Annotated in this window: 16 protein-coding genes; 7 read left to right on the forward strand and 9 right to left on the reverse strand. The window is 43.2% G+C overall.

The features are described from left to right. Positions 1 to 25 precede the first annotated feature (25 nt). Positions 26 to 1,543, reverse strand: a complete 1,518-nt coding sequence (locus tag L8S15_RS00420; RefSeq protein ID WP_004734730.1) for a fumarate hydratase — start codon at positions 1,541 to 1,543, stop codon at positions 26 to 28. A gap of 254 nt (positions 1,544 to 1,797) precedes the next feature. Between L8S15_RS00420 and pabB the strand changes: the two genes are divergently transcribed. Continuing rightward, positions 1,798 to 3,195 carry an aminodeoxychorismate synthase component I gene (gene pabB / locus L8S15_RS00425; RefSeq protein WP_065106987.1) on the forward strand — a complete coding sequence of 466 codons (1,398 nt, stop codon included), beginning with the start codon at positions 1,798 to 1,800 and terminating at the stop codon, positions 3,193 to 3,195. A gap of 138 nt (positions 3,196 to 3,333) precedes the next feature. Here pabB and L8S15_RS00430 read toward each other — a convergent pair whose 3' ends face one another. Together L8S15_RS00430 and L8S15_RS00435 are read right to left on the reverse strand one after the other, a co-directional pair. Continuing rightward, on the reverse strand, positions 3,334 to 5,052 hold the full coding sequence (locus L8S15_RS00430; RefSeq protein ID WP_010441398.1) for an ATP-binding protein: 1,719 nt from the start codon (positions 5,050 to 5,052) through the stop codon (positions 3,334 to 3,336). 1 nt (position 5,053) lies between these two features. After that, entirely contained in the window at positions 5,054 to 5,596 is a 543-nt protein-coding gene (locus L8S15_RS00435) for a heme NO-binding domain-containing protein (RefSeq protein ID WP_010441399.1), read from the reverse strand. Positions 5,597 to 5,965: 369 nt separating this feature from the next. Here L8S15_RS00435 and L8S15_RS00440 point away from each other — a divergent pair, with 369 nt between their 5' ends. The 3 genes from L8S15_RS00440 (at position 5,966) to L8S15_RS00450 (ending at position 9,610) form a co-directional block, all read left to right on the forward strand. Continuing rightward, positions 5,966 to 6,583: a CoA pyrophosphatase gene (locus L8S15_RS00440; RefSeq protein ID WP_280571890.1), complete on the forward strand. Its 618-nt coding sequence runs from the start codon at positions 5,966 to 5,968 to the stop codon at positions 6,581 to 6,583. Between the two features lie 291 nt (positions 6,584 to 6,874). Continuing rightward, a complete protein-coding gene (locus L8S15_RS00445; RefSeq protein WP_010441402.1) occupies positions 6,875 to 8,128 on the forward strand; it encodes an aromatic amino acid transport family protein in 1,254 nt (417 codons plus the stop codon). Positions 8,129 to 8,248: 120 nt separating this feature from the next. Next, on the forward strand, positions 8,249 to 9,610 hold the full coding sequence (locus L8S15_RS00450) for an L-serine ammonia-lyase (protein WP_010441404.1): 1,362 nt from the start codon (positions 8,249 to 8,251) through the stop codon (positions 9,608 to 9,610). 209 nt (positions 9,611 to 9,819) lie between these two features. Here L8S15_RS00450 and L8S15_RS00455 read toward each other — a convergent pair whose 3' ends face one another. The 3 genes from L8S15_RS00455 to queD form a co-directional block, all read right to left on the reverse strand. Continuing rightward, entirely contained in the window at positions 9,820 to 10,962 is a 1,143-nt protein-coding gene (locus L8S15_RS00455; protein WP_016767250.1) for an aromatic amino acid transport family protein, read from the reverse strand. An 81-nt stretch (positions 10,963 to 11,043) separates the two neighbouring features. Beyond that, entirely contained in the window at positions 11,044 to 11,241 is a 198-nt protein-coding gene (locus tag L8S15_RS00460; RefSeq protein WP_022570769.1) for a hypothetical protein, read from the reverse strand. 505 nt (positions 11,242 to 11,746) lie between these two features. Then, positions 11,747 to 12,109, reverse strand: coding sequence for a 6-carboxytetrahydropterin synthase QueD (gene queD / locus L8S15_RS00465; protein WP_010441408.1), 363 nt, complete (start codon positions 12,107 to 12,109; stop codon positions 11,747 to 11,749). A 352-nt stretch (positions 12,110 to 12,461) separates the two neighbouring features. On the opposite strand from queD, the gene L8S15_RS00470 reads away from it, so the two are divergent. Beyond that, positions 12,462 to 14,096 carry a methyl-accepting chemotaxis protein gene (locus tag L8S15_RS00470; protein ID WP_016788030.1) on the forward strand — a complete coding sequence of 545 codons (1,635 nt, stop codon included), beginning with the start codon at positions 12,462 to 12,464 and terminating at the stop codon, positions 14,094 to 14,096. A gap of 143 nt (positions 14,097 to 14,239) precedes the next feature. Here L8S15_RS00470 and L8S15_RS00475 read toward each other — a convergent pair whose 3' ends face one another. Continuing rightward, a complete protein-coding gene (locus L8S15_RS00475; RefSeq protein ID WP_280571891.1) occupies positions 14,240 to 15,730 on the reverse strand; it encodes a SulP family inorganic anion transporter in 1,491 nt (496 codons plus the stop codon). Positions 15,731 to 16,448: 718 nt separating this feature from the next. Here L8S15_RS00475 and asnS point away from each other — a divergent pair. Beyond that, positions 16,449 to 17,849 carry an asparagine--tRNA ligase gene (gene asnS / locus L8S15_RS00480; RefSeq protein WP_280571892.1) on the forward strand — a complete coding sequence of 467 codons (1,401 nt, stop codon included), beginning with the start codon at positions 16,449 to 16,451 and terminating at the stop codon, positions 17,847 to 17,849. Between the two features lie 147 nt (positions 17,850 to 17,996). Here asnS and L8S15_RS00485 read toward each other — a convergent pair whose 3' ends face one another. Together L8S15_RS00485 and L8S15_RS00490 are read right to left on the reverse strand one after the other, a co-directional pair. Then, on the reverse strand, positions 17,997 to 18,203 hold the full coding sequence (locus L8S15_RS00485; RefSeq protein ID WP_016784568.1) for a hypothetical protein: 207 nt from the start codon (positions 18,201 to 18,203) through the stop codon (positions 17,997 to 17,999). A 144-nt stretch (positions 18,204 to 18,347) separates the two neighbouring features. After that, entirely contained in the window at positions 18,348 to 19,751 is a 1,404-nt protein-coding gene (locus L8S15_RS00490) for a PLP-dependent aminotransferase family protein (RefSeq protein WP_016789482.1), read from the reverse strand. Positions 19,752 to 19,971: 220 nt separating this feature from the next. Here L8S15_RS00490 and L8S15_RS00495 point away from each other — a divergent pair, with 220 nt between their 5' ends. Further along, positions 19,972 to 20,271, forward strand: a complete 300-nt coding sequence (locus L8S15_RS00495) for a hypothetical protein (protein WP_016788028.1) — start codon at positions 19,972 to 19,974, stop codon at positions 20,269 to 20,271. Positions 20,272 to 20,478 lie beyond the last annotated feature (207 nt).

Here is a 20,478-nt window from a genome sequence, read left to right on the forward strand (position 1 = left end):
ATTGCGCCTTTCTAGCGTTCGTTAATTACGCTTTTTCGGCTTCTGCAATTTTCACTTTCCACGTGTCAGGGCCGATCTGGTGTGCGTTTACGCCGTTAGAGTCAACCGCTACCGTTACCGGCATGTCCTCAACTTCAAACTCGTAAATCGCTTCCATACCGAGATCTTCAAACGCAACCACGCGTGCTTTTTTAATTGCCTTCGCGACTAAATAAGCTGCACCACCAACGGCCATTAGGTAAACCGATTTATGCTGTTTGATTGACTCTACCGTTGCAGGGCCACGTTCTGCTTTACCAATCATGCCCATAATACCGGTTTCTTCTAGCATCATGTCAGTGAACTTATCCATACGAGTCGATGTTGTTGGGCCAGCAGGGCCTACCGCCTCATCGCGTACCGCATCAACAGGGCCTACGTAGTAAATGAACTTACCTTTCAGGTCGACGCCTTCTGGTAAACCTTCACCACTTTCAAGCATGCCTTGAATACGCTTATGAGCAGCATCACGACCGGTTAAGATCTTGCCTGATAGAAGAACCGTTTCGCCAGTCTTCCACTCTTGAACGTCTTCTTTGGTAATTTCATCAAGGTTAACACGGCGTGTATTTGCGCCTGCTTCCCAAGTAATGTCTGGCCACTCTTCTAACTTAGGTGGTGTTAGTTCTGCAGGGCCGCTGCCGTCTAGCGTAAAGTGAACGTGACGCGTTGCCGCACAATTCGGGATCAAGCAAACAGGCTTTGAAGCTGCATGCGTTGGCGCTGTTTTGATTTTAACGTCAACCACAGTCGTTAGACCGCCAAGGCCTTGTGCGCCAATACCAAGCTTGTTTACACGGTTGAAGATGTCTAAACGAAGCTCTTCTTCTGCGTTCTCTGGGCCTTTGTCGATAAGGTCTTGAATATCGATGTGTTCCATCAGAGATTCTTTCGCTAGTACCGCGGCTTTCTCAGCCGTACCGCCGATGCCTATGCCAAGCATGCCCGGTGGACACCAGCCCGCGCCCATTGTTGGTAGCGTCTTCTCTACCCATTCTGCAATATCATCAGAAGGGTTAAGCATAACCATCTTTGTTTTGTTCTCAGAACCGCCGCCTTTTGCTGCGATTTGGATTTCAACTTTGTTGCCTGGAACCATATTAATGTGAACAACTGCTGGTGTGTTGTCTTTGGTATTAATACGCTTACCTGCAGGGTCCATTAGGACAGATGCACGCAATGGGTTATCTGGATTGTTGTAAGCTTGACGAACGCCTTCATCAACCATCTGTTGTACTGTTTGATCCGTTTCCCACCTAACATCCATACCGATGTTCACGAAACAAGTAACAATACCCGTATCCTGACAAATTGGACGATGACCTTCCGCAGACATACGCGAGTTAATAAGAATCTGAGCGATAGCATCTTTTGCTGCTTGGCTTTCTTCTTTCTCGTACGCTTTTTCTAGGGCTTGGACAAAGTCTAAAGGGTGATAATAAGAAATGTACTGAAGTGCGTCAGCGACACTGCTGATCACATCTTGCTTACGAATAACCGTCATTGCATGCCTCTTTATTGTTCTGGTTCCATGTGGGATCTTGGTTTAACTGTTTTTGTCTAACCGAATTAGTTGGCTTAGCTTTTTATTATGTTGAGCTGTATTTAGTTGCTGTAGCAATCGCTTGCATAGCTTTAAACTAAACCATGTGGTTTGCACCGTTCTAATCAAGAACCCATTTTATTTTCAATTTATGATACTCTTGCTTCCTCTCACACGCCATGCAGTGATCGAACTCTTTGTCACAAATTAAACAAATGAATAACAACGAATTTCGCTCTATCCAAATCAAGCCGCTTGAATATCAATCAACTTTAGCTAAACAGCTGTTTTCTCATATTGAAAACCTACCGTGGGCAATGCTATTACGCTCCGCTTCAGAAAGCCATGTTGATAGTCGATACGATATTTTAGTTGCTCAACCCATCGCCACCTTCGAGACTATCGGTGCAGAAACGACCGTTAATGTTAATGAAGAAACTCTTGTTAGCAAAAAGCATTTCGTTTCAAAGTCGGATCCTTTCGAACTACTCGACCAATATCAACAGCAGTTATTACCGGCGACCAAAGAGCATGCTGATTTGCCATTCGTTGGCGGCGCTTTAGGCTACTTCAGTTACGATTTAGGGCGACGAGTAGAAGCTCTTCCCTCTCTTGCTAAGCATGATATTTCTGCGCCCGACATGGCGGTTGGTTTATATGAATGGGCAGTGATCGTTGACCATCAATTAAAAACGGCGTGTATTGTCGGCTGCAATATCGATGAACATCATGATTGGCTGATACAACAGGCCTCTAGGCCAAACCGAACACATGCGCGCTTTGGATTAACCACACCGTGGCAATCCAATATGAGCGAAGAGAGCTACGCCAATAAGTTTAATAGCGTGCAAGAGTATTTGTTATCGGGTGACTGTTATCAGATTAACTTAGCTCAGCGCTTCAATGCTCAATACCAAGGTAGTGAATGGCTCGCTTATGAGAAACTTGAACAGTACAACTCGGCGCCCTTTTCTGGTTTTATCCGATTGGCAGAGTGCGCAATCATTAGTGTTTCTCCGGAGCGTTTCTTAGAGCTTAAAGACAACATCATCGAAACTAAGCCAATTAAAGGTACGCGCCCTCGTTCTGAGGATCGTAAAGTTGATGATGCCCATGCTCAAGACTTGTTGAGTGCAGAAAAAGATCAGGCCGAAAACCTGATGATCGTTGACCTGTTACGTAATGATATTGGCCGTGTGGCAAAACCTGGTACGGTGCATGTCCCTAAACTGTTTGATATCGAAAGCTTCCCTGCTGTGCATCACTTAGTTAGTACAATCAGAGCCGACCTAGATTCTAAATACTCAGCAACCGACTTACTGAGAGCTTGCTTCCCTGGAGGTTCAATTACTGGCGCTCCAAAAGTGCGCGCTATGCAGATCATTGAAGAGTTGGAACCGCATCGACGCTCAGCGTATTGCGGCAGTATCGGCTACATCAGTAGAAATGGCAGAATGGACACCAGCATTACCATTCGTACGTTAGTTGCCGAGAACAACACGCTTTATGCTTGGGCTGGTGGTGGTGTGGTATTCGATAGTGATTGCGCCTCTGAATATCAAGAAACATTAGATAAGCTGAGTCGCATCCTTCCTGTGCTTGAAGAGTGTTAGGTAACGACACTGAAGGCTATCTAGCTATTTAGTCATGGGCAAAAGCTCGATATAAAAAAACCGACGGATAATAAGATCACTTCGGTTTTTTAGTATTTGAGTCTGAGTAGATAATTGACCACTCATTATTAACGTGACTTACGCTACCTTCACAGCAGAAACACCCCACTTCTTGAGCATCTCTGTGAGGTCGTTCGCGGTATAAGGTTTACTAAGGATGTCATCCATTCCACACTGAATACAACGTTCACGCTCTTCTAATGTTGTGCCGGCAGTCAGTGCCACTATAGATTTGGCGTAACCTTTCTCTCTGAGCTTTTCTGTCGCTTCAAAGCCATCCATAACCGGCATTCTGCAATCCATAAAAACAATGTCGTAATCATTATTTGAGGCTAGCTCGAACCCTTCTACACCATTACTAGCGATAACAGGTTCAATCTCATGCTTACGTAGCATTTGTTGGATGATGATTTGGTTCATTTTGATATCATCAACTACCAGAACTTTCAATAAAGACAGCTCAACGTTTGATTCGACATTTTTGGCCACCCGTTCATCTTCACGCGATATATCGATAACTTTTAAAGGTATAGAAATAGTAAAAGTTGTTCCGACTTCAACCACACTAGACACACTAATATGACCATTCATCAAAGCGACCAACTTACGGCAAATCGCTAAGCCAAGTCCGGTACCCTCATAGTTTCGGCTACTCGAATTATCAGCTTGAGTAAAAGGTTCAAACAAAGTTTTGTGTGCAGATTCGGCAATCCCAACCCCGGTATCTTCTACAGAAAAAACGAATTGGCTGTTGTTCCATTCGATACCAACATTCACATGTCCCTCTTCTGTGAATTTAATCGCATTACCGATTAGGTTTACAAATAGCTGAGTGATGCGTTCTAAATCCCCATTAAAATGAGTAGGTACATTTGAGGACACGCTGATATTAAATTCAAGCTGCTTCTCAATCGCACGATTGGTGAAGATGCTTTGAATCGTGTTTCTCAAATCATCCAGTGCAAATGTCTTAGGAATCAGCTCCAACATACCCGCATTAATCTTACTGTAATCAAGTAGGTCATTAATGATGGTTCTTAGGAACTCACCAGATTGACTTAGGTTGTTGACTATTTCACGCTGAGAAAAGGTCAAGTCGGTGTCGCTGATCAATTCAGCACTACCTAACAAGCCGTTGAGTGGGGTTCTTAATTCGTGGTTAATCATTGCAACGAAATCACGAGTTGCTCTTTCGGACTCTTCTGCTCGTTTGCGTGATTCAATATTTCGGTTAATCGCGAGCTGATGAGTTAGCGCACTGCATATCAAATCCGTTACTAACAAAAGTTGACTCTCAATAAACTCATAGTCTTGATCGAGCAACCTAACCTTAACGATCAGTGCACCAACGATCACCTTCTCCACTTCAAGAGGCACCGTCAACAAGTTACCTTGCCATTGAGGTTCCTGAATCTCTTGATCTAACCCACCGACCGTTTCGTCGCCGTAATCATATGTGAGAAGTTGAGGTATGAGTTTAGGTGGCAGTATCAGACGACTGGCTTCAATTAAATAACTGTTCGTCACGTTTGTCGTTAATTCAGACAACATGATGTCATCGAGATCATTCCTCAGAAACGCGCGCCCAAAGTCGATCAACAAATTGTCGATTTGCTCTTGAAACTCAATGCGGCGAATATTCGCATTCGAACGTTTTTCTAACTGACGCAAAGCAAGCTCAAGCTGTTGGTTTGCCTCAAACAATTCAAGACTCTTTTGTTCCAACAATGCTTCAGCCGCTTTCCGTGCCGCGACTTGACGTTTAAGCTTCTTCTCTAAGGCTGATGCCAGATCCATATTACTTTTCGACTTTCAAATTAAACCTAACCACGCTTTGGTCATCATTCTGAGGTGTCATTTCTACCAAGATAGACTCCCCGTGATATTCAGCGCATCCTTCAATTAGTCCCAAACAAACATGAGACATACACCTTGCGCTTTTGTAGTCAAAAATAAGTTGTGCTTCGGTCGTAGTAATAAAACTGAATTCTGGTGGTTCAGCGTCGGGATAGAGCTTCTTCACTTCTACATGAATATAGCGCTCTACGTGTTGAATAAATTGAAAAGTGGTATTGCTATGTGCAAGGCTGGCTTTGTTCGGCAAAGAGGCTAACAGGTTTTTAAATACAGATTGCCCAAATACGCGTTGCAAACTTCCTGCATCGATATCGGTTTTCTTACTCAGGTTAATGATGAGTTTCACGAGATCTTTGTGGTCGTAACTTCCGACCGATGTATAGATCCCCTCGTCTTCTGACATCTCTAAAACTTCTTCCAAAAGTTCTAAACCAAACTTTTCTTCAACAAGCTCTAAAAATTCGGTGAATATGATTCCTTTCATCTCATACCTTTTATTCTATTTCTTTTTAGAATGAGCCACTAACTGAGGGTTATCAAATTCTTAAGGACAAAATAACCATCCACCACTCAATTTTATGACATGAGTAACGCTTACCGGCTCATATGATCCTATTGAATATAGCAAAAGCCACTGAATTTTAGATACACCCCTCCTGATTGGGTGGACGTATCACATATCAACCTGCTATTTGCGATTTAAGAGTGCCAATAAAAATATACAATGAAGACATTAGTACAACGTTAAAACTGGTACCAAACAAATCGTTCAGCAAACAGAAAAGCGAGATTGGCTTTCGACTCGGTGTTGTGACTATACTTAAAAGCATAACAATCAATATATTGGCATGATATGAATAAAGATAACTTCCTTCAGCAATTCCAACTTAACCCAACCGTTGGCTATCACCCAGAGTCTGTTGAGCGTGTTTCTCACATAACAGAGGATCAACTTCGTAAAGCAGCAGTAGTTGTAGGTTTAGTTGAAAGAGAGGATGGTTTACATGTCATTTTTACTAAAAGAGCAGCTCACCTTAAGCACCATCCTGGCCAAATCAGTTTTCCTGGAGGGAAGCACGAACTTTCCGACCCATCCATGCAGTTTACGGCACTGAGAGAGCTCCACGAAGAGGTCGGAATTCGATCAGATCAAGTTAAAATTGTTGGGCAATTACCAGCATTGAGTACCATTAGTAAATTTTCTGTGACACCGATTGTTGCCATGGTCGATCCTGACTATGAAGCCATCATCGATGAGAACGAAGTTGCCTCAATTTTTGAGGTTCCAGCCACCTATGTTTTAGACCAAGCCAAGTTGCACAGTCACACGGTGAATTTTAAGAAAATTAAGCATCGTGTTTTTGCCATGCCCTTCGAAGAGCACCTAATTTGGGGCGTTACGGCTCAAATCATCCAATCACTGCAGCGACACGTAGTGCAACAAATTACATATCAACTACGTTTTGTTTAATCTCTGTTAACAAAACCCTGTCTTTCCATGGAACAGATTTATTAATGCAATTTTACGCAAACGATTCCCTGGTATAAAACTATACAAGCCCCGCCAATTCATAAGAAAAACTAATACCCAAGCCAAATATAAATCACCTGTAGCACACCATTTTCGTGATCAAAAATCCGTTTTTCGCATATCATGTGCCACGCCGTTTCATTACATGATTTAGATCTATTTTTTGCAGAAGAAAATTCTGCAGAATTGGCGCCGACTTATTTCCTGTTCCCAAAAAATGAGTAATTTAACATGAACACAACAACTTCTTCGGCAAATGCCGTTAAAGATTCAAGCAAGTTTAACTACAAAGATTTTACCTGGTGTTTATCACTATTTGGTACAGCAGTTGGTGCTGGCGTACTATTTCTTCCAATCAAAGCTGGTGCGGGTGGTTTTTGGCCATTAGTTATCCTAGCTCTAATCGCGGCACCAATGACTTGGTTCGCACACAAATCTCTAGCTCGTTTCGTACTGTCTGCTAAAAACCCTGAAGCCGATATTACAGACACAGTTGAAGAACATTTCGGTAAGACTGGCGCAAACATTATTACTTTTGCTTACTTCTTCGCTATCTACCCGATCGTTCTTATCTACGGTGTTGGTATCACAAACACGGTTGACTCTTTCTTAGTAAACCAAATGGGTATGGAATCCATTCCACGTCCTCTTCTTTCTGGTGCACTTATCCTTGCTATGACAGCGGGTGTTGTATTCGGTAAAGAGTTGATGCTTAAAGCAACTTCAGCGATGGTTTACCCACTAGTATTCATCTTACTAGCGTTATCTTTCTACCTAGTTCCTGATTGGAACACTTCAATGATGGAAACAAGCCCAGAATGGTCAGCAATGCCTTCTATTATCTGGCTTGCGATTCCAATCATCGTGTTCTCTTTCAACCACAGCCCAATCATTTCACAGTTCTCTAAAGAGCAACGTCGTGTATACGGTGAAGACGCAGTTAAGAAAACTGACGCGATCACTGGCGGCGCAGCAATGATGCTGATGGGTTTTGTAATGTTCTTCGTATTCTCTGTAGTGCTTTCTCTATCTCCAGAGCAACTAGCAACAGCACAAGCACAAAACATCTCTGTTCTTTCTTACCTAGCTAATGTTCACGAGTCTCCACTTATCTCTTACATGGGTCCTCTTGTAGCGTTTGCAGCGATTACTTCTAGCTACTTCGGTCACTTCCTAGGTGCTCACGAAGGTCTTGTTGGCCTAATCAAGTCTCGCTCTGGTTCTTCAATCAGCACGATTGAGAAAGCATCTCTAGCATTCATCGTTGTTACAACTTGGATTGTTGCGGTAGTTAACCCAAGCATCCTAGGTATGATTGAAACAATGGGTGCTCCAATGATTGCAGCTATCCTGTTCCTAATGCCTGTATTCGCGATGCAAAAAGTACCAGCAATGGCTAAGTACAAAACTTCAGCACCTGTGCAGATCTTTACAGCTTTATGTGGTCTAGCGGCTATTAGTTCTGTAATCTACGGCGCTCTTTAATCTCCGCTACTTTTTATAAGATGACATCCATCTTATATCGCGAGATTAGACAAAAAATATAATGATAATAAATGAGCCTCCCTACTCGACGTGGGAGGCTCTCTTTTTGAGGTAATCGCTATGATTAGTGTATTTGATATCTATAAAATCGGTGTTGGTCCATCGAGCTCACACACAGTTGGACCAATGAAAGCGGGTAAAGAATTTATTGATGACCTACGTTCAATGGGAAAATTGCGCGACATCACTAAAATCACCGTGGACGTATATGGATCACTATCACTGACAGGGAAAGGTCACCACACAGATATCGCAATCATCATGGGTCTTGCTGGCAATACTCCTGAGCGTGTTGATATCGACTCTATTGCTGGCTTCATTGCTCGCGTAGAAGAAACTGAACGTCTACCTGTTGGTATGCACTGTCATACTGTTTCATTCCCACGCGATGGTGGAATGAACTTCCACACTAGCAACCTTTCTCTGCACGAGAATGGCATGAGCATTCATGCTTGGGTTGATGACGAAGTAGCATACTCAAAAACATACTACTCCATTGGTGGCGGTTTCATCGTTGACGAAGAGAACTTCGGCAAAGAAGAAGAAAACCCAATCAAAGCACCTTACGAATTCACAACAGCTGAAGAGCTGGTTAATCAGTGTAAAGAAAGCGGTCTTTCTATCAGTACATTGGTTATGAAAAACCAAGCGGCTTTCCACTCAGACGAAGAGTCTCGCACTTACTTCGCTAACATCTGGAAAACGATGCGTGAGTGTATGGACCGCGGTATGAATACTGAAGGTATCCTACCTGGTCCACTGCGTGTGCCTCGTCGTGCAGCAGCACTTCGCCAACAGCTAATGACTTCAGAAAAAACAACCAATGACCCAATGACGGTTGTTGACTGGGTAAACATGTTTGCTTTCGCCGTAAACGAAGAAAACGCAGCTGGCGGCCGTGTAGTAACGGCACCAACAAACGGCGCATGTGGCATCATCCCTGCTGTATTAGCTTACTACGATAAGTTCATCCAAACGGTGACAGAGAAAGACTACATCCGTTACTTCGCAGCTTCTGGCGCGATCGGTGGTCTTTACAAACGTAACGCTTCTATCTCTGGCGCTGAAGTTGGCTGTCAGGGTGAAGTTGGCGTGGCATGTTCTATGGCGGCGGCTGGTCTTGCTGAACTTATGGGTGGTAGCCCAGAGCAAGTATGTATGGCTGCAGAAATCGGTATGGAGCACAACCTAGGTCTAACGTGTGACCCAGTTGCTGGCCAAGTACAAGTACCATGTATCGAGCGTAACGGTATTGCTGCAGTGAAAGCAATCAACTCGACTCGTATGGCACTGCGTCGTTCTTCTGCTCCCACTGTTTCTCTAGATAAAGTTATCGAAACGATGCTAGAAACAGGCAAAGACATGAACGCTAAATACCGTGAGACGTCTCAAGGTGGTTTGGCTGTTAAGGTTGTTTGTTAATTAACATTCGTTTGTTAGTTAGCATTGGCTTGCTAGTCCGTATTAATTTATTGGCCAGCATCAGTTAAAAAACCAACGCTTAACTCAGTTTGCTTGATAACGAGCAGATAATGAAAAGGAACGCCGATGCGTTCCTTTTTTTGTTTCTGAAGCTTCTGTATCTGAAGGAAGCTTGGTGACTGATTTATTCAACCCACCAAATTGTTTTGTTAAATCACTTGTGAAACAAGCAAGAAGCAACCAAACAACAGTGAAAACAGCATCATTACGTTGCCACCTTCGGCGCGGTACCTATCGTCAGCAACTTTCATGAAACGCTGCTTGTGAACCATTACTAAAGGAACAAACACCGCCAAGAATACCAAAATGATGCCTGCGTAGTTCAAGACTTGTAGGAACTTATCTGCAGCAAGTAATGAGCCCACCAACGGTAAGATGAAGCTAATGCAATAAGTTACCGCCGTATTTTGATTGAACATATCTTTGTTCTGGTTGAACAACGCCATCGCCACACCAAAGAAAGAGGTTAACAACGCCAAACCTGTAAAGGTAGAAAGTATATTACCCACCCAAGGAGACTGAGCCTCAAACGCCGCCATCAAATCTGATACGTTTTTGAAGCTTCTGAATTGCTCTTCGCTCAAGTTACCCACTACCGCAAACAACCAACATAAGTAACACACTAATGGGATCAGAGAACCGACGATCACCATGTTACGCAGCTGTTTGTCTGTCGCTTCATGGTTGTAAGAAACCAAAGTTGGAATCACAACCATAAAACCAAAACTGGTAAACAGAATTGCACTGGTTTTAATGAGATCAACGTGGTCATGACTTGTCACCTGCATCAGGTTTTCTTGAGTCATACTCGGCGCCAAAAAAGTCATGGTTGCAAACAAGCTCGCTAACATCACGAAGAACAGTGCACGGTTGAGCTTATCAATTACGCCAGTACCACTTGCGACGACGGCTCCGGCAATAAGCGTGAACACGATTTGGCTCGTGGTCGCGGTGATCTCTATGCCAAAGTTAGACAGTAACTTACTCAGCAAGTCACCTGCGCCCAAAATATAAGCCATCAATAGGCAAATCAATAACGCGTATAGCAAGCCGTTAGTGAGTAGCTGGCCTTGTCTACCCAAGGTTTTTCGGGCAATAGAATTTAATCCTAAACCGCCACCCGCTTTGATGGTCGCTTCTAGAAGTAATAATGCTGCGTAAGTGGTGCCGAAACAGATCAGAACCATCAGCAGTGTGCCGTAAAGCAATCCAAATTGAGCTAATACCATTGGGATCGCAAGCATACCAGCACCGAGAGCGGTACCAGCGATAATTAGGGAGCTCCCTATCATTTTAATATTCATTGTCTTTAACTTATTTGTTTAGTTTTTATAGGTGTAAGTCTTCGTACATCGAGCAGATGACAAAGGTGTTCAGATAGAAATAAAGTTATAAAACGAATAACAATAGGAGCGATAAGCGGTAGAGAAGCGTGCAGAGACATTGTCGAACAGGGCGTTCAAAGGGGAGCTTGTTTTAAAAGAGGTAAAACGAGAAGCGTGAGTGAGCGTTAGCTGATGTGGTGAACCTTCCGTAGGTTCAATAATCGGCGATGTAATCTTGAATTTCATGTATGTGTCCAATAAGTCACATTCCATAGTATTTGAAGCAGCGTATCCGTTGCTGCCTTACCTCTCTCATAGAGGTCTTTTCATCTTATAGAATGAGCCTCGAAACACAACGCTATAGCCACAATTTTTGCTATTAAATTAAACAAAATGGCCATTTGAATACAAATTAACCACTTAACTTTGTAAAACAATAATCATTATTGATAAAAAGCCGCTCCATAAATACATCAAACCCAATAAAATCAGAGCTTGTGCGCAGAGTAACCAAACCAGATAACAAGCACAAAAAAGGCGCTCTTGTGAGCGCCTTTCGTAACTTTGTAACTTTGAAACTTTGAAACTTTGAAACTTTGAAACTTTGAAACTTTGAAACTTTGAAACTTTGAAACTTTGAAACTTTGAAAACTATAACCTTAAATGCGATATTGAATACTATCGTATTGAAGTTAATTGCTTTGAAAATACAGTTTTCTAAGTGCAGTCTCAAAATTACAGTATTGAAAACTTATTCACCGCGGTAGATACAACCTGCAGTACATGTTTCTTTAATCTCAACTTTGCTTAGAAGCGGCAAGTTTGGTTTTAGCTCGTTCCAGATCCATTTAGCTAATACTTCACTCGTTGGGTTCTCTAAACCTTCAATATCGTTCAAGTAATAGTGGTCGAGACGGTCGTAGATTGGTTTGAATACGGCTTTGATTTCAGAAAAGTCGATTACCCAACCAGTATGCGGATCAACTTCGCCTTCTACGTACAAACGAACAAGAAAAGAGTGGCCATGCAAACGACCGCACTTATGCCCTTCCGGCACGTGTGGAAGATGGTGGGCTGCTTCAAACATAAACTCTTTGTATAACTCAGATCTCATTGTGTTTCTCAGGCTAAAAAAATGACACGCAATTTTACGTAAAACCCTGCCACTTCACAAGTTCTATCAATCGTAAGCCCTCAAACTGATTTATAAAATCAAACACCATCAATCGCATCTATTAATAGATTTAACATTTAAAGTTCGAGAACACGGAAACAAGGTCATACTTATCGCTATTTAATGATAAATTACTGACACTTACGCGCCAAAAAAACAACACAAACTTGTTACATCACAGAAACATCATCATAAGCGGAGAATGGTCACACTATTTGTTATACCCCATAGGTAGTAGGGTCTCTGACACGTAAAGTATGCGCGTCATTATAAATAATAAAAACTATTCCCTATGCGCTCAACAATCACTTTCAAAATCCTGGTGGCTTTGGCCGTCGTGTTTACCTTCCTGCTTGCCATATCGACGTATTTTCAATATTCGCAACAAAAAGAGTTGGTTAACTCGGTACTCAGTGAACAACTACACGACAAAGCGAGTAACTATTTCGATAGCCTCAATATGATGATGCTCACTGGTACCATGGCGCAAAAAGAGACACTCCGTCAAAAAGCGCTAGCTCAAGACGGTATTGAAAATGTTCGAGTCTTGCGTGCAGACGCAGTGAGTAAACTATACGGTCCCGGCAATGAAAACCAAATACCCGTTGATGATATCGACAAGCGCGCATTGGCTGGCAAAACCGTTATCGAACCATTTTCTTCTGATTGGGGAAAAGGCCTTGTTATCGCCCTACCAATGAAATCGAGTGAAAACTATCGCGGTACAAACTGCATCACTTGTCACATGGCACCGGAGGGGGAAGTTTTAGGGGCGATTCGACTTGAATATAACCTTAGCCATGTCAACTCGCTGATCAATACTCAAACGATGACCGCGATCGGTATTATGGCGGTGATCTCTTTTGCTGGTTTCGTGTTAACCATGGGGCTGATTCGTAAAATCATCGTTCGCCCTCTTCAACAGACATCTCGCTTTATGACCCAAGTCAGCAGCGATAAAAACCTATCCACTCGGCTGCCCGAACAAAGTAAAGATGAGATTGGAACACTGGCTAACTCTATTAACTCGTTCATGGGCACCGTTTCCGACAGTTTGGAAAAGGTACAAAACACCTCACATAAGTTGAATGCGTCTGCCAATCAACTGACCAGCGTTGCGCACATTACCGAACAAGCAGCCAGTGATCAGCAGAATGAAACGGCTGAAGTACAAAACAATGTTGAAGGGATACAAGCTCAGCAGATCAACGTAGAACAAGCGACGTTAACGGCCTCCGAACTCATCAACCACACAGCTGATGTAGCGTGCAAAAGTGCCAACCAGGCACATGACGCAAGTGGTGAAATAAAGAACCTAGTCACCAGCATTGAAGAGGTGAAACACAAAATACTGACACTCAATGAGCAAACTGGAGAGGTTTCTTCAATATTGAGTGTTATTCGAGGCATTGCCGATCAAACTAACCTTCTTGCCTTGAATGCAGCAATTGAAGCCGCTCGCGCAGGTGAACAAGGTCGTGGCTTTGCGGTAGTTGCTGATGAGGTTCGTAATCTTGCCTCACGAACGGCTGAAGCGACAGGCAGTATTGAATCGATTATCCATCAGTTCCAACAAGGTAGCGAAGAATCTTTAACTTCGGCCGACCGAGTTTGCGAGCAAGCACATCAAAGCTCAACAGATATCGATGCACTATCGCATGAAATGAACAGTGTCGTGGAAGAGATGAAACAAGTGCTGGCCCATGCACAAAATATCCAGCAGCAAACGCAATCCACCACACTGGCGACCAAAGACGTTCAGCAGAAGGTCGAGACCATCACTTCACATGCCGATAATACGTCACAATCTGCTGGTGAAACCCGCGGGATCAGTAATGACCTTGAAGAGCTGTCTGACCACCTTGAATCACTGATAAATCAATTCACTTTGTCGAGCGCAAACGCCAGAGATAAGAAAAGGTCATAACGCCTAACGCCATAACGCCGCAGTGTGGCGCTGTTTTTGAAGTTGCTTTTCTTTCCTTTTCAACAAAAAAAGCGCTCAATTTTGAGCGCTTTAAGTTATTAGCTTTCTTTATTTAGGACTCGAATTCCCAATTAAACAATCATTTAGTGTGTAATAGAAACCGCAGTTAGGTCTTTATGCTTATGATACATCGCATGCTTGTAGATGAGACTTGCACTCACGGTATCCATTCCAGCCACTTCAACGTAAGCGCCTTTTTTACGGAATTTAAATACCACCTTATCGAGCGCTTCAACCGAGGTGTTATCTAGGAAGGACGCGTCAGAGATATCGATGGTCACCAAAGATGTAGTTTTGTCATAATCAAATAGGTCAACAAACGCTTCCGAAGAGGCAAAAAATACATGCCCTTTTACTTTATGAACCGTGTGTATTTCGTTAGTCATCACTTCATCTGAAATAAACACCATTGACTTGCTGACATGAGCGTAAAACAGAGCCGATAGCACCACGCCAACCGCAACACCTATTGCGAGATTGTGAGTAAACACCACCACCGCCACTGTTGCTAGCATGGTTACGTTAGTTGGGAGTGTGTGGTCTTTAAGCTCAACAACAGAACGCCATGAGAATGTGCCGATAGAAACCATGATCATCACAGACACTAACGCCGCCATCGGTATCAGCTTCAACCAATCAGAGACAAACACTACCATTAATAACAAAACAACCCCTGCAATTAAGCTTGATAACCTCGTCAAACCGCCAGATTTGATATTGATTATCGACTGGCCGATCATCGCACACCCCGCCATTCCACCAAAAAGGGAAGCCACGATGTTCGCAACGCCCTGCCCTTTACATTCATTGTTTTTATTACTTTCAGTATCGGTCAGATCATCGACGATCGTCGCTGTCATTAAGGACTCTAATAAGCCGACGAGGGACAGAGCTATAGAATAAGGAAGTATGGTCGCCAGCGTATCAAACGTGAATGGAATATTAGGAATCAAAAATACCGGGAGTGAATCGGGAAGCTTACCCATATCGCCAATTGTTCTGACATCCAAACCAAAGAGCAGACTGACGATAGTAAGTACTACGATGGCAATCAATGGAGACGGTATCGCACTGCCTAATTTAGGGAAATAAGGAAGCAGATAGATAATAGCTAAACCAAGAGCGACTAACAGGTAAACGCTTGATGGCACATTGATGAGTTCGGGGAGTTGCGCCATGAAGATAAGAATCGCGAGTGCGTTAACAAAACCCGTTATGACTGATTTTGAAACAAAGTTCATTAAGTTACCCAGCTTGAGATAACCCGCGGCAATTTGAATCACGCCAGCAAGAAATGAAGCCGCGAGCAGATACTCTAACCCGTGCTCTCTAACTAAGGTGACCATCAACAGCGCCATTGCGCCCGTTGCCCCAGAGATCATCCCCGGACGACTGCCAACCAAAGCGGTTACAACACAGATACAGAAAGAAGCATAAAGTCCTACTTTAGGGTCGACGCCTGCAATAATTGAAAATGCGATAGCTTCAGGGATCAATGCAAGTGCAACCACAATCCCAGATAATGAATCTCCTTTAACGTTTGATAACCAGTGTTTTTTTAAATAATTAAGCATGTAATTCTCTTTTACTTGTACAGCCAGTCCTGCCTTGTTGAGACATAATTTGATCGACTGTTTTTCTTGAATGAGCGAGCGCTCGAAAAATGCGGGTGTAGAGAGAATGCAGGGGCTAAGGCGGCGTAATTAACACGTGAATATTAAACTCCTCTTGTTTGTGATTTATTTGCTATTGATTCAGTATGCCCAAACCGCTGGATAATAAGTACTGAGCGATATACCAAGCATTCATCTAAATAGTAAGCATTAACCTAATTAGTAAGTCTTGAGCTAGCTTGAGCCGCGCCAATATAAAGTGAGTCTTGATGCAATCACACATTCATTATTGCAAACAAAGATTCCAAACCTATACCACCTCGTCAACGGTTACGGCTATTCATTAAAACGGTTACTGCTATTTACTAAAACCGTTACTAACCTAGTTTAATAAGCTAACTCCGACATAACGTTTATAAACGTCCAACGGCAATTGCACCGCATGAAATCGAACAAAAAAACAACCCTTAGTGGTTTTTCTTGTCTGCAGACACAATATTTCTTTCGTCGAGCAAGAATAAAGGTTGAAGCTGTCCGTATGACAGGTAATATGTTCAATCGATTTAAAAAGTTTATACAACTCGATGTTTCGGCTAATTATTGTGCGAATATCTATATATTTGCAGTAACGCTAGTAACTTTGAGTTGAATTTGTCCCTCAATGGAGAATGAAATCAACATGACTTACGCGCCTGTAACAGACGTACTTGGCGGCAAGCTAGCGGTAGACAGTGAAGTAACTGTTCGCGGCTGGATCCGTTCACGTCGTGATTCCAAAGTTGGAATCTCTTTCCTTGCCATTTATGACGGCTCTTGTTTCGACCCGATTCAGGCCGTGGTTCCTAATAATCTTAATAATTACGAAAACGAAGTATTAAAGCTAACAACTGGCTGCTCTGTTGAAGTAACTGGTAAGATTGTTGAGTCTCCTGCGAAAGGTCAAGACTTCGAACTAGCAGCAACTGACGTTAAAGTTGTAGGCTGGGTTGAAGACGCTGACACTTACCCAATGGCTAAGACACGTCACTCTATCGAATACCTTCGTGAAGTTGCTCACCTACGCCCACGTACAAACGTGATTGGCGCAGTAGCACGTGTACGTAACTGTCTATCGCAAGCGATTCACCGTTTCTACCACGAGCAAGGTTTCTTCTGGACTTCAGCTCCGCTTATCACTGCATCTGATGCAGAAGGCGCTGGTGAAATGTTCCGCGTATCTACGCTAGACATGGAAAACCTACCTCGCACTGACGATGGCAAAGTTGACTTCAACGAAGATTTCTTCGGTAAAGAAACTTTCCTAACAGTATCTGGCCAACTTAATGCTGAAGCTTACGCTTGTGCATTAAGCAAAGTTTACACGTTCGGTCCTACGTTCCGTGCTGAAAACTCAAACACAAGCCGCCACCTAGCTGAGTTCTGGATGGTTGAGCCTGAAGTTGCGTTTGCAGACCTTGACGATGTAGCAAAACTGGCTGAAGACATGCTTAAGTACGTTTTCGCAGCTGTTCTTGAAGAGCGCCGTGACGACCTTGAGTTCTTCGCTTCTCGCATCGACAAGCAAGCAATCACTCGTCTAGAGCAATTCGTAGACGCTGATTTCGCACAAGTTGACTACACTGACGCAATCCAAATCCTACTAGATTCTGGTAAGAAATTTGAATTCGACGTTGAGTGGGGCATCGACATGTCTTCTGAGCATGAGCGTTACCTAGCTGAAGAGCACTTCAAAGCACCTGTTATCGTTAAGAACTACCCGAAAGACATCAAAGCTTTCTACATGCGCTTAAACGACGACGGCAAAACAGTTGCGGCAATGGACGTACTTGCACCAGGCATCGGTGAAATCATCGGTGGTGCACAACGTGAAGAGCGTCTAGACATTCTAGACGAGCGTATGATTGCTATGGGTATCGACCCTGAGCACATGAGCTGGTACCGCGACCTACGTAAATACGGCACAGTGCCACACGCTGGTTTCGGTCTTGGTTTCGAGCGTCTAGTATCTTACGTAACAGGTATGGGCAACGTTCGTGATGTGATTCCATTCCCACGTACACCACGCTCTGCAAACTTCTAATTCGATATTGAGAGCTTAGCTCTTACTAGAATCTAAAAGTTAAGAACAAATAAAAACCTCCGTAATTTGCGGAGGTTTTTTATATTCGGAATAAAAGAAACGACTGATGCTTCGGCATACCACCAGCAGAAACTAATCATTCAAAAGCTAATCGACATCTTGGTCTTTCGCGTATTTAATGGCAAAGCCACAGATTGCCATCATAACGAATGGGATTGCTGCAGTTGTATATTCAGCCCAAGCCATATCTGCGAATGCTTTGGCCAATAAAACATGGCCGATGATAAGCAGAAGTGCGCACACAATCGCGACAATAATAAGCTTAACTTCGTTTCCCATAGTCACTTTCAACATAACGGTATCTCCAAAATTTGGTCTACCGTTATTGAATCACAACTCTTTGATCAACAAGGCGTACAGTTACAGCGTAATCAGCCCGTACAGTTGAAATCACTCGCTGTTTTATGAGTAACTTAACCTTTTGAGCAAGCTGCCAGACTATGAATTCATTAATTGATGCGCCAATTGCCCAAGTAACTTCAGAGCTTGCTCTTTCTCTTTAGTCAGTTCATACGAAAAGTTCAACCGAATCGCGTTGTCTACTCTGCCCTGTTCGCTAAACAAATCGCCAGATGCGACGCTAATACCTTGCTCAATAGCCAGTTGATGAAATTGTTGGCTGTCGAATTTCTCAACAAAACGAATCCAGACAAAATAGCCGCCAGTGGGCTCTTCAATTTGGATAGAATGTGGAAAGTATTGCCTGATCACGTTGATAAAACTCTCTTTTCTTAGCAACAGGTTTTTGCGCAGTTTACGAAGGTGGTTATCGTAGCTTTCATGCGTCAGAAAGTGTGCGACTCCGAGCTGAACAGGCGCGCTACTCGACAGTGTAGAAAGAAGCTGAAGCTTTTGAATGGCATCATTGAAACGCGTGTTCACAACCCAGCCGACCCGATAACCCGGACACAGACTTTTTGAGTACGAACCACAAAGCAGAACAGAATCAGTCTTATCGAAGGCTTTTAGTGGTTTGGGTTTATGACCCTCGAAGTAGAGGTCACCATATACGTCATCTTCAATAATGTAGGTTTCGTGTTGTTCTGCAATCTCAACCACACGGCGCTTTGCCTCTTCAGACAAACTTGTCCCTGTCGGGTTTTGAAAAGTCGTCATCAGCCAACACGCTTTTACATCTTGGTTTTGTAGTGCGCTTTCAAACTGATCAATATTCAATCCATTGATTGGACAAACATCCACTTCAATCGGATTGAGCCCCAACCTCTCTACGGCCTGTAAAGCGCCATAGAAAGCTGGAGATTCAATCACAACGTTGTCACCTGAATTGGTGACCGTTTGTAGGCTCAAGTTGAGCGCTTCCATCGCACCTGAAGTAATCACGATGTCTTGATGATTCACCGTAATACCCTGCTGCAAATATCGTTGGGCAATTTGCCTTCTGAGTGACTCACTGCCCGGCGGCAAATTATTAATGACACTCGCTCCCGTCATCTTTCTTCCTGCACTCGCGAGGTTTCGGGTCAAGGTAGGCAAAGGAAAAAGGTCAGGATCTGGGAAGGCTGAGCCAAAAGGTATTACACCTTCTGCGGAACTCGATTTTAAGAAATCAAACAAGCGGTCATTGATCGCTTTCTTCTCACGCTCTGGCGTTAATAGGTAATCCATATCATCCATTCTGGGCGCGACAAAATAGCCAGATTGAGGCTTGGCGATAATCCAACCTTCACTTTCTAACAATTGATAGGCTTGTAGAACAGTACTATTACTGACGTTGTAATTTCGACAACTCATGCGCACAGAAGGGATCTTCTCCCCGGACCGCCAAGTGTTGTTAGCAATCTGAGTTCGAATGTCCTTTGCAAGCTCTTCATAACGCGCCATCTAACTGTACTACCTAGATAAATTCTAATAAGCCGGAGATTTTATCACTAACGTTAACAACTATTGCTGCTATCCATATGATTACCCCTGATTTCTATAATTGTGTGAATTGGTTCACAGATAACTTTGTAAGCTTTGCTAAGTTTGTAATCAGGGCGAGAGCCAAGTTCGCTCTAAGCCTCAATAATTTGATGTAACCCAAAAAACATGCGAGATAACAATGACAAAAATAAAAGCAGACCAATTAAGTTATAAAGGAGAGTCAAACGGTGTTCATAGTTGGACGACACCGAGTGGCCAGCCATATTACTGGCACCCAGACTGGCTTCATATCGCTGAAGATGCAACAGGTTCGCATCCAAAGCAGAAGATCGACGTAGAGCAAGATCAAGCGCCGACAGAGAAACACGCGGTGTCTGCAATTCTTAAGCACTTAAACCAGTGGGCAACTGATAAACTGGCGTCTCATCCTGATATTGAAACCAGTTCTATTGAAGCTGAGATCAATCTAAAAAAATAATACACAATTAAACGTAACGGCTTTCGCTGTTCTTCAAGAGCAAGCCAAGATCGACCACAGAATAGCCTCGACTCTCTATCGAGGCTATTAACGTATACTCATAGTAATGCTGTAATAATCCCCACTTAGTTAACAAATCACTTACACACATCAATTTCTTGTATCAATCAACGAAAGCTATCGATAGAATTTCCGGTCTTATTTACG

It is taken from the genome of Vibrio sp. S/42/10, assembly GCF_029890535.1.
GTDB classification, from domain to species: domain Bacteria; phylum Pseudomonadota; class Gammaproteobacteria; order Enterobacterales; family Vibrionaceae; genus Vibrio; species Vibrio cyclitrophicus.